This is a genomic window from Klebsiella sp. 141203, from assembly GCF_032601985.1.
Taxonomy (GTDB): Bacteria; Pseudomonadota; Gammaproteobacteria; order Enterobacterales; family Enterobacteriaceae; genus Klebsiella; species Klebsiella aerogenes.
Genome location: NZ_JAQIRL010000002.1, coordinates 110,595 through 123,521, shown reverse-complemented (window position 1 = coordinate 123,521; position 12,927 = coordinate 110,595). Strand labels below are relative to the sequence as shown.

Here is a 12,927-nt window from a genome sequence, read left to right as displayed (position 1 = left end):
AGTCGCCACATTCATGGACTACGTCACAGATTCACCCGTTGCTCTCCACCTTCCGGACGATATTCGTTGAGCAGGATGCCCGCCTAAATTATGACTATCCGGGAGTGGCGCTGGCTATTCCCTGCCCTCCCCTACATTGTGCAGAGGTTGACTATGTTTAGTAACAGACTCGCCAGCCATCTTGAACGCGGCGTCGTCGGCTTTCCGACGACCCTCGCTAGCTCGGTTGGGCTGATTATGGCAAGCCCGGTGATCCTGACGGTCACCAGCGGATTTGGCATGGGCGGCGACACCTTCGCGCTGGCGGTACTGCTGGCTTTTATTATGATGCAGGCGCAGGTCACTACCTTCGCCGAAGCCGCGACGTTAATCCCCACCACCGGTTCGGTGTACGACTATATCTCCTGCGGTATGGGCCGCTTCTTCGCCATTACCGGCGCGCTGTGCGCCTATCTTATCGTCCATATCTTCGCCGGAACCGCGGAGACCATTCTCGCCGGCATTATGGCGCTGGTGAACTTCGAATCGGTCAATGCGCAGATGGCCGCCCATCAAAACACCTGGATGGTGGGCGTCGGTATGGTGGTCATTTTCGGCCTGCTCAACGCCATTGGCGTGGAAATTTTCGGCAAGGTCGAAGTGGTGCTTACCTTTGGCATGTGGACGACGCTGACCATTTTCGGCCTGTGCGGCATTTTTATGGCGCCGGTGACTCACCTTTCCGGCTGGTTCGGCACGCCGCTGAACGTTAGCGATATCTCCGGCCTGTTCGGCTATATCGGCATGGCGATGTTTATGTTCGTCGGCTGCGAACTGGTGACGCCGATGGCGCCGGAAATCAAAAAAGCCCACCGCACCATTCCGCGGGCGATGGCGTTGGGTCTGCTAGGGGTCGCCAGCTGCATGTTTATCTACGGCGCGGCGATTAACCGCCAGGTGGAAAACGTGGTGGTCGATGCGGCGAATAACGTCCATCTGCTGGACACGCCGATGGCTATCCCGGCCTTCGCCGAGCGGGTGATGGGCCACGCCGGCCAGTATTGGCTCGGAGTCGGCCTGCTGCTGGCGGGCTGCGCCACGATTAATACCTTGATGGCCGCGGTGCCACGTATTATTTACGGTATGGCGCTGGACGGCGCGCTGCCGCGTTTTCTTACCTGGCTGCATCCGCGCTTCAAAACGCCGGTGATCGCGATTGCCATCGGCGTGGCCATCCCCTGCCTGCACGCCTGGTACCTGAACGGCGATCTGGACCGCATCGTGCCGCTGATCCTCGCCGCGGTCTGCGCCTGGGGCGTGGCCTATCTGTTGGTGACGCTGTCGGTGGTGATGCTGCGCATTCGCCGCCCGGACCTACCGCGCGCCTACCGCTCGCCGTGGTTTCCGCTACCGCAGATTATCTCCAGCGTCGGGATTATCATCGCTATCGTGAATATTACCCCACCGGGGATGGACAGCCGCGAGGTGCTGGTGCCGTTCGGGATTATGCTCGGCCTGACCGCCGCCTATGCCCTGTTCTGGACGCTGTGCGTACAGCGCGTTAATCCGTTCAAGCCGCTGGCGGTAGAAGAGGTGGTCGAGCGCGCTATCGGCAACTATGAGAAACAGACCCGCGGGGAGATGACGCCTGATGCCCTCCGTCCCCTGGTTTGAAACGCCATTAATGAACGCGGTGCAGCGCGATTTAGCGGGCTGGCCGAGCGAAAAACTCAGCGAAAGCAGCGCGATGTTGCGCTTGAACGACGCCACCTTCGTCACCTACAGGGTGCGTCAGAAGCGACTATTTATGGCCAGCATTCACAGCTGCGAGTTTGTCGTCGAGGGGCCGGTTACCCGGCCCGCTCGCGGTAAGATCCGCGCTCACCAATCCGGCTGGCTGAAACGTCAGCCAGTCCGCTTTATCGGCGGTAAAGAGAGCGCGGAACTCGCCGGCTATCTCAACGGTTTTCCTAATCTTCAGCAGACCTTAAGCGAGCTGGACTACCGCCGTTTTTCGTTGACCTTTGACGGTCGCGGCTGGCGCTGCTGCATTGAACCCTGGGCCGCCAGCGAAGTGGTCTGCAAAATGCCGCCGCTGCGCCGTTATCTGAAGCTCGAAGCGCAGCAGCGGATGCTGCTGCTCAGCGTGATGGCGATGATTAATCAGGCGGTAAGTCAGTGGATGATTGAAAAAACCAATGATTAAGAGCTTATGGCCATGACATCACGCACCGATCAGACTCTCCAGAGGAATGCCGAACTGTGCATGAAGCCGGCGAATCATCGGGAGCGTCAGGTTGCGCGTGCCATTGAGAATTTCATAAACGCGATTAGATTTACCAATCGCCGGTTCCAGATCTTTTACGGTAAGCCCCTGCTGCTCCATGCGAAATTTTATGGCTTCAATGGGGGTGGGCGGCTCGATGGGATAGTGCCTTTTCTCATACTCTTCAATGAGCAAGCACATCACCTCAAAAAAATCGCCCTCTGGCGTATCAGGCGCTGGTTCATTATCAAAAAAAGGTTCAACCGCGCTTAACGCGGCTTCGTAATCTTGTTCAGTGCGGATAGGCTTAACATTCATCATTTACTTCCTCTCTATCGTCTCAGCGTTTATCACGTCATATTCCTTATGCGTTCCGATAAACTTAACGAACATCCATCCCCGCAGATAAGCAACAGCTACAATTAACCGATAATCATTTCCCTTTATGTTGAATACCATCCGCTTATTTTTCAATATGCTTGCGCTGCGGTATTGGTCCTTGATCTCCGCCGGGGTTTTCCAGTCAGCCTTTATTGCCTCGTCCACCCAAGCCTTTAGCGGTTGTTCCGCGTCGGGATTCTCCGCCCAGAAATCCCTGAGTACTTTCACTGAGATTATCTTCATGGACGGATATTAGTCCCAATTCGGGACCAGGTAAAGAAAAAAGTCCCAAACCGGGACTTTTGAGCCACATTGCGTCTTGCCCTTCCCCGCCATCACAGCGGGGAGGCTGAGGTGGTTTATAGCAGACCGAACTGCTGAGCCAGTCGATCGATAGCCTGGCGCTGGAACTGCGCGAACGCGGCGCGCGGCTGCTGCTGCTGAATAAATTCCAGCAGCGGATCCTGAACCTCGGTGCGCACGCCACTCAGCGTTTCCATCACCGCCAGGCCGCAGAACGGCACGTAGGATTCGGCATAGCCGCCTTCGTGCACCATCACCAGTTTGCCGCCGCACAGGCGATCCGCCGCCTGCTGGACCTGTTCGGTCATCGCCCGGAAGCTGTCGCTATGTAGCTGCATCCGCGCCAATGGATCCATCGCGTTGGCGTCATAGCCGCAGGCGATAATAATCAGTTCCGGCTCAAAACGCGCCAGCGCGGGAATGACGATAGTTTCCAGCGCATAGCGCCAGCTATCGTCGCCCGCCCCGGCCAGCAGCGGAATATTGATATTGTAACCTTCGCCGGCGCCAACGCCGCGATCGTCCTCGCCGGAGTAGCCCGGCGGGAAGCAGCCGTCCTGATGCAATGAGATAGTCAGCACGTCATCGCGCTGCAGATAGATATGCTGCGTACCGTTACCGTGGTGAACGTCCCAGTCAATAATCGCTACCCTGCCGAGCCCCAGCAACGCTTTCGCCCGTTCAACGGCAATGGGAACATTGGCGAGGAAACAAAACCCCATCGACTGATCCGGCAGGCAGTGGTGTCCTGGCGGCCGCGACAGCGAATAAGCGTTATCCAGTTCGCCCTTAAGCACCGCCTCGACGGCGGCGCAGGCCAGCCCGGCGGAAAGGCAGGCGATTTCATAACTCCCCGGCCCCAGCGGCGCCTCTTTGCCGAGCATGCCGCCGCCGTTATCGCTGATTGCCTTAAAGCGCTCAAGATAGCTATCGGGATGGATCCGCCGCAGGTCTTCCAGGCTCGCTGCCGCCGCGCTGCGTAGTTCCAGTTGCGGCGTCAGCCCGGAGACGTCCATCAGGTTTTTCATCCGCCGTTTGGTCTCCGGCGACTCGGCATGGCCGCCGCCGGCAGGCGGCTGTACCCAACCACCGACCGGCAGCGTTACCGCGTGCAGGCCGGTACTGTGCCAGAAACAACGTTCATCAAAGAAGAAACCGGTTTTTCTTTTCACTCTATCCTCCCGTTGGCTAAACCTTTCCCGGCGGACGACGCCGCCGCAATCAAAATCAGCGACAGCAGCGCGCAGGCGCCTGCCGCCGCCAGCAGCGGATTGGCGCTGGCGAAGTGTTGCAGTAAGGCCCCCGCGATCGCCGGACCGGCGGCCATTCCGCCGCCGATCACCAGATTGATGCTGTTCATCAACCGGCCGTTGTTATCGAGCGCGGCCACGCGAGCGAGGATAAAGGGCAGCACGAAAGTCCAGGTGAACTTAAACAGCAGCGCCGCGATGGCGTAACGCACCAGCAGCGGATGACCTGTCAGTAACAGCACGCTGGCGATCAGCAGCGCGTATCCCAGCCACACCGCCAGCCGGTCCGGACGTTGGGTACCGCGCAGCGCCGCGCCGCCGGCGCCGATAATGCCGAACACCGTCGCCGCCGCCAGCACCAGACCGACCTGTGTCGGACTCAACCCCGCCCCGCTGCCGATGGTGCCGATAAAGGTCCATACCGCGCTGAGGCTGATATAGAAGGTGAGAACCGCCAGCACCGCCAGCGCCTTTCGCCACGACGCCGCAGACGGCTGGCGATGGGAAGCCGATTGCGCTTGAAAACACGACGGGAAGGCGGAAACCAGCGGCAAACAGCAGAGCATGATGGCGGCAAGAATCAGATAAACGACCTTCAGGCCAAAGGTCACGAACAGGCCGGGCAACACCAGCAAGCCAAGCATGCCTAACAGCAGTTGCCCCAGTACCCAGAATGCGTACACCCGTGATGGATTCGGCGTTCCCGCCGCGCAGCTGATGCACAAGATCATCAGCGTGCCTCCCGCCAGGGAAGCAATAAAGCGTACCGCCAGCAGCGACGAATACTGGGTTACCGCCGCCGAGGCAAGGTTAGCGAGCAGAAATACCGCACAGGCAACGAGCGCGACCCGCCGCCAGTCGAGGCGGCTCATCCACCACCACGCCGGAAGCGTCGCCAGGCTCATCGCGCCGAGCTCCGCCGAAAACAACCAACCGATCTGCCCGGGTTTAAGGTGCCATTCGCTGCCCAGTTGCGCCGCCACCGCCGGCGCGGTCATTAAAATCCCCGGCGCAATGGCGGCGAAAATGACAATCGCCGCCAGCAAACGCAGCGACACCACCAGCCTGCCAGGCCGCGAAAGAGTATTATCAGAAAGAGGTGTACTCGACATCGTAGGGCGTGCTCCAGTCAAAAAAGCCTCCCCCCGGACGGTTATCCAGGGAGTGATACCCTCAGGCATCAGGAAAACGCCGTGCTGCCACGGCGCGCGCGGGATGCGATAGTCAGATTACAGATGCAGCGTACGCTGAGCGGCAGGCATCCAGGTTCGGGAAACGAGTTCAGTCCGGTTGATGACTTCAGTCTTGGCGAAAATATTGCGCAGATGGGTTTTCACCGTCGAGAGCGAGATATCCAGCTGGCGGGCAATCAGCTTGTTGCTGGCGCCTTCACGCACCATGCCGACGATTTCGCGCTCTTTGGCTGTCAGGATGGCGGGGAGTTCATCCTCTTCCTGCAGGAAATCGCGAATAGCCAGTTCCACCAACGGCAGTACCGCCTGGGCCCGCAACCGTTCTTCGCTGGAAAAAGGCACGTCGCGCATCAGCGAGATACCGGCAACGATCCGCCGTTCGCGGCGAATAAAGATTTCGGTCATGTCGCGTACGTTATTCGGCAACATAAATTCATGGTAGTAGTGCCGGTTACGGTCACAGAGTCGCGGCGTCATCGCCGCCATGGTCGTGCTCTGGTGGCTAAAGTGCGCCGGCAGGTGTGGATCCAACGGCTGGAAGCTCTCCAGATATTGTTGGTGTGTATTATCCGAAATATTATGCAATATATAGTTTTCAGGTTTTAAACGATTATTTACTCGATAAAAAACCGCTGAAGACAGTGGAATTAACTGTGAAATAGTCTGTAAACAACGGGCTATTATCGCATCATTACGACTGGCTTTTAATAAAGCAGACATGATATTTCCCCCCGTCAAGGTGGTGGTGCGTAACACGCGGATTACCAGAGTAAGATGAAGCATACATTTCACATTTAAGTAACACAATCATTAACATGTTAACAATGTGATATCGATTACATTATTTTCATCAATGCATTGTTATTTAAAGCATTTAAAAACAAGCCAGCGTTCTGTTAACGTGGACACGTTAAAACATAAACAAAAGTTATTAACACCACGCGTTATTTTCCGGCAAGGATTAAAAACCCTTATATTGGCAGGTCCGATCTCATCCTTAAGAACGATAGTTTTTTGCATTTTTTCATTTATACCCTAAAAAGGATGTCGATAATTTAACGCCGCGGCTTAATCAACGGATTACGCCTGACTTGCTATTGCCCAAATACGCCGCCCCAGGCCAGCAATTAATAGAGGATAAGCCGATGCTGAATATCGCCGCCTTACGCCAGCAGCAAATTCCGCTGGCCGTCGAACCGCGCTCATCGCTGCCGTTTCATATTCTGATGAAACCGATTGGCCCCGCCTGTAACCTCGCCTGCCGCTACTGCTACTACCCGCAGGATGAAACGCCGGTCAGGAAGATGGACGAGGCGCGGCTGGAGCAGTTTATCCGCCGCTATATTGCCGCCCAGCCCGCCAGCGCGCGGGAAATCAACTTTGTCTGGCAGGGCGGCGAGCCGCTACTGGCCGGGCTACGTTTTTATAAAAAGGCGCTCGCCCTGCAGCAGCGTTACGCCCCTGACGGCGTAACCATCAGCAATAGCCTGCAGACCAACGGGACGCTTATCAACGACGCCTGGTGCCGGCTGTTTCGCGAACATCGCTTTATTATCGGCGTCAGCCTCGAAGGTAGCGAAGCGCTGCAAAACCACCATCGACCGGATAAACGCGGGCAGGCTTCCTGGCCGGCGGCGCTACGCGGTATCGCCCTGCTCCACCAGCATCAGGTGGAGTTTAATCTGCTGGTGGTGGTGCATAACGAGATGGCCGCCCACGCGGCGGCGATTTATGACCGGGTGGTCACGCTTGGCGCGCGCTATCTGCAGTTCCAGCCGCTAATGAGCGAAGGCGCGGCGCTGCGTGAGGGTTATCAGCTCAGCGCCGATAACTGGGGGCGTTTTATGGTCGGTATCTGGCGACAGTGGCAAAAGCGCTGCGATATGGGGCGGGTATTCGTCATCAATATCGAACAGGCGTGGGCGCAATATTTTACCCATACCAGCGGCAGCTGCGTGCATAGCGCCCGCTGCGGCAGCAATCTGGTGATGGAGTCTGACGGCCAGCTTTACGCCTGCGATCATCTGATCAACGCCGAACACCGTCTGGGCCGCCTTGACGAGCAGACGCTCGCCGCCGCGGTCGACGCATCCGTTCAGCTCCCTTTTGGCCAGCAAAAAAGCCGGCGCCGCGAATGTCAGACTTGCGCTGTAAAAATGGTCTGCCAGGGCGGCTGCCCCGCGCATCTCAACGCCGCTGGCAACAACCGCCTCTGCGGCGGCTATTACCGGTTCTTTAGCGAAATCCTCGCGCCAGTACGCCCCTTTTCCCGCGACCTTAACGGCCTGAAGGCCTGGCGGGCCGCGTTTGTTGGGTCTGCGCATACTGCGTAGCGCCTTACCCTGATGATATCCCCCTCTGAACAGGAGAGTCAGTCGTGAACAAAAAAGCCATGGCCGCGGCGGTCAGCATGATCCTCGCCGGCGGCGCGCACGGCGCGCAGAATGAGCATCCAAACGTCATCGTGATTATCGCCGATGATATGGGTTATTCCGATATCAGCCCCTTCGGCGGTGAGATCCCCACCCCCAACCTGCAGGCCATGGCGGAGCAAAGTATCCGCATGAGCCAGTATTACACCTCGCCGATGTCGGCCCCGGCGCGTTCGATGCTGTTGACCGGCAACAGTAACCAGCAGGCCGGGATGGGCGGCATGTGGTGGTACGACAGTACCATAGGCAAGGAGGGTTACGAGCTGCGGCTGACCGACCGCGTCACCACCATGGCCGAGCGCTTTAAAGATGCCGGCTATAACACGCTGATGGCCGGCAAATGGCATCTCGGTTTTGTTCCCGGCGCCACGCCGAAGGACCGCGGTTTTAACCACTCCTTCGCCTTTATGGGCGGCGGCACCAGCCACTTTAACGACGCGATACCGCTCGGTACCGTCGAGGCGTTCCACACTTACTATACCCGCGATGGCGAGCGCGTCTCCCTGCCGGATGATTTTTACTCCAGCGAAGCTTACGCCCGCCAGATGAATAGCTGGATTAAAGCGACGCCGAAGGAGCAGCCGGTCTTCGCCTGGCTGGCGTTTACCGCCCCTCATGACCCCCTGCAGGCGCCGGACGAGTGGATTAAGCGCTTTAAAGGCCAGTATGAGCAGGGTTACGCCGAGGTCTACCGCCAGCGCATCGCCCGCCTGAAAGCGTTGGGAATCATTCATGACGACACCCCGCTGCCGCATCTGGAGCTGGATAAAGAGTGGGAAGCGCTAACGCCAGAGCAGCAGAAATATACGGCGAAAGTAATGCAGGTATATGCGGCGATGATCGCCAATATGGACGCGCAAATCGGCACGCTGATAGAGACGCTGAAACAAACCGGGCGCGATAAAAATACCCTGCTGGTGTTTTTAACCGATAACGGCGCCAACCCGGCACAGGGTTTTTATTACGAATCTACCCCCGAATTCTGGAAGCAGTTCGATAACAGCTATGACAACGTGGGCCGCAAAGGATCATTTGTCTCCTACGGCCCCCACTGGGCGAACGTCAGCAATGCCCCCTACGCCAACTATCACAAAACCACCAGCGCCCAGGGCGGCATCAATACCGACTTTATGATCTCCGGTCCCGGCATTACCCGGCGCGGTAAAATTGACGCCTCAACGATGGCGGTGTACGACGTGGCGCCGACACTATATGAATTCGCCGGCATCGATCCCAATAAATCGCTGGCGAAGAAACCCGTGTTACCGATGATTGGCGTCAGCTTTAAGCGCTATCTAACCGGTGAAGTCCAGCAGCCGCCGCGCGGCAACTACGGCGTTGAACTGCATAATCAGGCGGCCTGGGTCGATGGCGAATGGAAGTTGCGGCGGCTGGTACCTCGCGGCCTCAACGCCGGCGATGCGCCGTGGCAGCTGTTTAACCTGCATGACGATCCGCTGGAAACGCATGACGTCGCGGCCCAACATGCCGATCGGGTCAAAACGATGAGCGACGCTTACGAGGCATTCGCCAAACGTACCATGGTCACCAAAGCGCAGGGCAAGATGATCGATTACGTCGGTATCGATAACAAAACCGGGCGTTATCTGGCGGTCGATCCGGCGACCATGAAGCCGGTGCCCGCGCCGCAGGCCATTCCTGTGAGCGAGGGCAAATAAACGAACCCGGCTATCGTTCTTCCGGGCGATAGCCGGAAGTAGACTCGCTTTCTAAGGTAATCCTGAACCCCATTACAGGAGAGAGCAGATGGCGAGAGTCGTGGTGATTACCGGCGGCGGAAGCGGGATTGGTGCCGCCTGCGCGCGGTTGATGAGCGCGGCGGGCGATCGGGTGTTTATTACCGGCAGACGTGAAGCGCCGCTACACAAGATCGCCGTTGAAACCGGTGCGACGGCGCTGGTGGGCGATGCCGCCGACGGCGACGTCTGGCGGGAACGGCTGCTACCGCCGATTCTCGACCAGACTCACGGTATTGATGTACTCATCTGCAGCGCCGGCGGCATGGGCAATAGCGCCGCCACCGATACCAGCGATCGCCAATGGCGCGAGGCGCTGAACGCGAATTTAAACAGCGCTTTCGCCAGCGTGCGCGCCTGCCTGCCTTCGCTTATCGCCAACCGCGGCAATGTGCTGTTTGTCGCCTCCATCGCTTCCCTTGCCGCCGGGCCGCAGGCCTGTGGCTATATCACCGCCAAACACGCGTTAATTGGCCTGATGCGTTCCATCGCCCGTGATTACGGCCCACAGGGCGTCCGCGCCAATGCGATTTGTCCCGGCTGGGTCACCACCCCGATGGCGGATGAAGAGATGATCCCACTGATGCAGCAACACGGGCTGTCGCTTACCGAAGCCTATCAACGGGTGTGCCGCGACGTTCCGCTACGCCGCCCCGCCAGCCCCGAGGAGATAGCCCTGGCCTGTCAGTTTCTCTGCTCGCCGCAGGCCGCCATCATCAGCGGCGCGACGCTGGTCGCCGATGGCGGGTCCAGCATCGTCGATGTTCCAACGCTGGCGTTTACTTAGCGCCCCACTCTACTCAGGAGCTTATATGACTTCAGAAGCCGTATTTATCCAGGTCGGCGCGCTGGCCGATGGTTTCGCCCCGCACGGCAACCTGCTGGCCACCGCCAGCCTTCCCACAGGCGAACGCTTTACCTTTTATGCCGCCGGGAGCGAGCCGCAGCAGTTGATTATCGAAGATGAACAAACGCTTAGCTGGAACGGCAAACGCGCGCCCTGGCGGGCAACCGCCCTGCGCCCCGATATCCTGTTTATCGATTTTCTTGACCCGGAGCGCGATAACGCCAGTATCAGCGCGGTATGCAACCTGACGCAGCGCAACGCCACGCTGGTATACGGCCAGCTACCTGACGAAGCCGCCGCGCGGCTGGACGCCTTCAGCCGGGTAGAGCAAGGGTTGCCGCTGACCGCCGTCGAGGCGCGATTTGTCTTCGCCCGCCTGGATGCCCAGCCGGGACCGCTGCCTGACTTTACCACCGCGCTGGTCGGCATGCGCAATCAGTACACCTATAGCCCGACCGAGCGTTATGAACACATCTATCTCAACGATAATTTTTACGCCTGGCAGTGTCTCGATGGCGTGGAAAAGGGGCTGGCGGATGTCGATCGCTGCCATTACGTGCAGGTGGCTGAGGATCTCTATTTGTTCGTCTGGCGGGAAAAAATCATTCCTACGCTGGGGGTGATCCTTATCGATCTTCAGCAGATGCGAACCGATGGCAAGATCATGGGCTATCAGGGCAGTGATTTTGGCGCCTTGAGCAATTTCCCGGTCGGCGCGAGCGCGAAGATCCTCAACGTCACCCGCCATCAGGAATAATATTGCGTGGCCGGGAGACGCGCCCGTTCAACCGGAAGCGCCCCATCCGGTTGAACGGGCCATGCGGGTGCGGGTGCTTCGGCATCAGGCACTGACGGAAATGCATGTTCAGGAGCAGAAATGGCGGGTGAGCCTGATGAGTAAAGGGGGTCATGTGTCGCTACGCCGGGCAACATCCGCGGATAAGGAGCAGGTTTGCGCCGGATGGCGGCTGCGCCTTATCCGGCCTACCGTTCGTGGAGCCCGCCGTTAATTTATTCACCATGGTGGCTGAAACTGCCGGTGTTGGTGGCCTCAAAATCGCTGAGACGTTCCCGGCAGGCCGGGGCAGCCCGCATGGATGCGGGCTGAGGGCCGTGATTTGCAGGGACGCAGCCTCGGCCCGACCCGAAGCCTGCCGGGATAAGTCGAAGGCACCACGAAGTGGCGATTTTGGCGGCCAGAGCCCTCTGTGCGCTCCCTGCGCCACAGAAAACATATTGCAGAAAAATTAACCGGGAGCGCAATATACTCCGAAGCGCCACGGGATAAACGCTTTTCTCAGGCTAAAAAATTTGAAAAGTGGTAACAGTATCTACGGTCCGGGTGGTCTGCCATTAATTATTCACCACGCTGGCTGAAACTGTCGAGGTTGGGGGCCGCAAAATCCCCGGTGGCGCTAGCGCTTACCGGGGCTACGGCACTGTGCGATTTGGTAGCCCGGACAAGGCGCAACGCGCCGCCTCCGGGGAGAGCGACTGACTCAGGCGCTGGCGCTGTCGAGCCGCGCCAGTTGTTCGCTGCCGAGGTTCAGCGCCGCCGCGCGGGCGAAGCTTTGCACCTGCGCCAGGCTGGTGGCGCTGGCAATCGGCGCGGTAACGCCTTCCCGGCTCATCAGCCACGCTAACGCCACTTCTGCAGGCTTCGCGCACTGTTCTTCCGCCACCGCGACCAGCGTGTCAATAATCCGCATTCCGCGTGGATTGAGATATTTAGCGATGCCGCTGCCGCGCTGGCTTTGCGCTAAATCGGACGACTGGCGATACTTGCCGCTCAGGAAGCCGGAAGCCAGGCTGTAGTAGGTCACCACGCCTATATCGCGGCTGACGCAGAGATCGCGAAGCGCCCCTTCAAAGGCGGAGCGGTGATAGAGGTTATATTCCGGCTGCAACACCAGCCAGGCCGGAAGGCCGCCTTTACGCGCCACTTCCAGCGCCGATGACATCTGTCCGGCGTCGAGGTTTGAAGCGCCAATCGCCCGCACCTTGCCGGCCTGCTGCAGCGCCTGGAATGCTTCTAACGTTTCATCGATTGGCGTTTCAGGATCCGGCCAGTGGGCGAAATAGAGGTCGACGTAATCCGTATTCAGGCGGCGCAACGAGTCATCAATCGCCTGCTGGATCCAGGCTTTTTTCAACCCTTTATGGCCGGGTAGCCCCATATCAGATCCGACTTTGGTGAAGATTTTGACTTTATCGCGTATGCCGGGGCGCGCCTGTAGCCAGCGGCCAATAATGGTTTCGGATTCACCGCCCCGATTGCCTTCCGCCCAGCGGGAGTACACATCCGCCGTATCGATAGCATCAAAACCGTGGTCAACAAAAGCATCAAGAATGGCAAAACTGGTTTTCTCATCGATGGTCCAGCCAAAGACGTTGCCGCCAAAGACTAATGGGGCGATGGAAAATCCGCTTTTGCCCAATGGACGTGTCATCATGCCGATACTCCTTAGCTTATATTCTGTTTCCCTCAGATAACCGCAGGGGGTCTGAAGAGGATGTCG

At 58.4% G+C, this 12,927-nt stretch carries 13 protein-coding genes; 7 read left to right on the top strand and 6 right to left on the bottom strand.

Annotated elements, in window-relative coordinates:
* Positions 1 to 153: 153 nt before the first annotated feature.
* Positions 154 to 1,653: an APC family permease gene (locus tag PGR29_RS08265; protein WP_087860299.1), complete on the top strand. Its 1,500-nt coding sequence runs from the start codon at positions 154 to 156 to the stop codon at positions 1,651 to 1,653.
* Positions 1,631 to 2,185 carry a DUF3156 family protein gene (locus PGR29_RS08260; protein ID WP_316424386.1) on the top strand — a complete coding sequence of 185 codons (555 nt, stop codon included), beginning with the start codon at positions 1,631 to 1,633 and terminating at the stop codon, positions 2,183 to 2,185. The genes PGR29_RS08265 and PGR29_RS08260 overlap by 23 nt, the downstream gene beginning before the upstream one ends.
* Before the next feature lie 18 nt (positions 2,186 to 2,203).
* On the opposite strand, the gene PGR29_RS08255 is transcribed toward PGR29_RS08260, so the two are convergent.
* The 5 genes from PGR29_RS08255 to PGR29_RS08235 all read right to left on the bottom strand — a co-directional run bounded on the left by PGR29_RS08255 (position 2,204) and on the right by PGR29_RS08235 (position 6,092).
* A complete protein-coding gene (locus tag PGR29_RS08255; protein ID WP_172408062.1) occupies positions 2,204 to 2,566 on the bottom strand; it encodes a helix-turn-helix domain-containing protein in 363 nt (120 codons plus the stop codon).
* Positions 2,567 to 2,869 (bottom strand): type II toxin-antitoxin system HigB family toxin, encoded by a 303-nt coding sequence (locus tag PGR29_RS08250; protein WP_087860301.1) that lies wholly within the window; start codon positions 2,867 to 2,869, stop codon positions 2,567 to 2,569.
* A 116-nt stretch (positions 2,870 to 2,985) separates the two neighbouring features.
* Entirely contained in the window at positions 2,986 to 4,101 is a 1,116-nt protein-coding gene (locus PGR29_RS08245; RefSeq protein ID WP_316424385.1) for a class II histone deacetylase, read from the bottom strand.
* A complete protein-coding gene (locus tag PGR29_RS08240; protein WP_087860303.1) occupies positions 4,098 to 5,291 on the bottom strand; it encodes an MFS transporter in 1,194 nt (397 codons plus the stop codon). Before PGR29_RS08240 ends, PGR29_RS08245 begins: the two co-directional genes overlap by 4 nt.
* Positions 5,292 to 5,408: 117 nt before the next feature.
* Positions 5,409 to 6,092 (bottom strand): helix-turn-helix transcriptional regulator, encoded by a 684-nt coding sequence (locus PGR29_RS08235; RefSeq protein ID WP_316424384.1) that lies wholly within the window; start codon positions 6,090 to 6,092, stop codon positions 5,409 to 5,411.
* Between the two features lie 425 nt (positions 6,093 to 6,517).
* Between PGR29_RS08235 and PGR29_RS08230 the strand changes: the two genes are divergently transcribed.
* The 5 genes from PGR29_RS08230 (at position 6,518) to PGR29_RS08210 (ending at position 11,516) form a co-directional block, all read left to right on the top strand.
* Positions 6,518 to 7,705, top strand: a complete 1,188-nt coding sequence (locus PGR29_RS08230) for an anaerobic sulfatase maturase (RefSeq protein ID WP_087860304.1) — start codon at positions 6,518 to 6,520, stop codon at positions 7,703 to 7,705.
* 44 nt (positions 7,706 to 7,749) lie between these two features.
* The gene (locus PGR29_RS08225; protein WP_087860305.1) at positions 7,750 to 9,483 is read left to right on the top strand and encodes an arylsulfatase; all 1,734 of its coding nucleotides are present in this window, start codon (positions 7,750 to 7,752) and stop codon (positions 9,481 to 9,483) included.
* 88 nt (positions 9,484 to 9,571) lie between these two features.
* Positions 9,572 to 10,348 (top strand): SDR family NAD(P)-dependent oxidoreductase, encoded by a 777-nt coding sequence (locus PGR29_RS08220; protein WP_316424383.1) that lies wholly within the window; start codon positions 9,572 to 9,574, stop codon positions 10,346 to 10,348.
* A 25-nt stretch (positions 10,349 to 10,373) separates the two neighbouring features.
* Positions 10,374 to 11,165, top strand: a complete 792-nt coding sequence (locus PGR29_RS08215; RefSeq protein ID WP_316424382.1) for a MoaF C-terminal domain-containing protein — start codon at positions 10,374 to 10,376, stop codon at positions 11,163 to 11,165.
* A 204-nt stretch (positions 11,166 to 11,369) separates the two neighbouring features.
* A complete protein-coding gene (locus PGR29_RS08210; RefSeq protein ID WP_162750176.1) occupies positions 11,370 to 11,516 on the top strand; it encodes a hypothetical protein in 147 nt (48 codons plus the stop codon).
* 391 nt (positions 11,517 to 11,907) lie between these two features.
* On the opposite strand, the gene PGR29_RS08205 is transcribed toward PGR29_RS08210, so the two are convergent.
* A complete protein-coding gene (locus tag PGR29_RS08205; protein WP_316424381.1) occupies positions 11,908 to 12,861 on the bottom strand; it encodes an aldo/keto reductase in 954 nt (317 codons plus the stop codon).
* Positions 12,862 to 12,927 lie beyond the last annotated feature (66 nt).

What these genes read in the sequence shown, in the direction of transcription:
- PGR29_RS08215 (WP_316424382.1), top strand. Translation starts at nt 10,374, where the DNA reads ATGACTTCAGAAGCCGTATTTATCCAGGTCGGCGCGCTGGCCGATGGT.
- PGR29_RS08260 (WP_316424386.1), top strand. Translation starts at nt 1,631, where the DNA reads ATGCCCTCCGTCCCCTGGTTTGAAACGCCATTAATGAACGCGGTGCAG.
- PGR29_RS08255 (WP_172408062.1), bottom strand. Translation starts at nt 2,566, where the DNA reads ATGATGAATGTTAAGCCTATCCGCACTGAACAAGATTACGAAGCCGCG.
- PGR29_RS08205 (WP_316424381.1), bottom strand. Translation starts at nt 12,861, where the DNA reads ATGATGACACGTCCATTGGGCAAAAGCGGATTTTCCATCGCCCCATTA.
- PGR29_RS08210 (WP_162750176.1), top strand. Translation starts at nt 11,370, where the DNA reads ATGGCGGCTGCGCCTTATCCGGCCTACCGTTCGTGGAGCCCGCCGTTA.
- PGR29_RS08235 (WP_316424384.1), bottom strand. Translation starts at nt 6,092, where the DNA reads ATGTCTGCTTTATTAAAAGCCAGTCGTAATGATGCGATAATAGCCCGT.
- PGR29_RS08240 (WP_087860303.1), bottom strand. Translation starts at nt 5,291, where the DNA reads ATGTCGAGTACACCTCTTTCTGATAATACTCTTTCGCGGCCTGGCAGG.
- PGR29_RS08220 (WP_316424383.1), top strand. Translation starts at nt 9,572, where the DNA reads ATGGCGAGAGTCGTGGTGATTACCGGCGGCGGAAGCGGGATTGGTGCC.
- PGR29_RS08250 (WP_087860301.1), bottom strand. Translation starts at nt 2,869, where the DNA reads ATGAAGATAATCTCAGTGAAAGTACTCAGGGATTTCTGGGCGGAGAAT.
- PGR29_RS08265 (WP_087860299.1), top strand. Translation starts at nt 154, where the DNA reads ATGTTTAGTAACAGACTCGCCAGCCATCTTGAACGCGGCGTCGTCGGC.
- PGR29_RS08230 (WP_087860304.1), top strand. Translation starts at nt 6,518, where the DNA reads ATGCTGAATATCGCCGCCTTACGCCAGCAGCAAATTCCGCTGGCCGTC.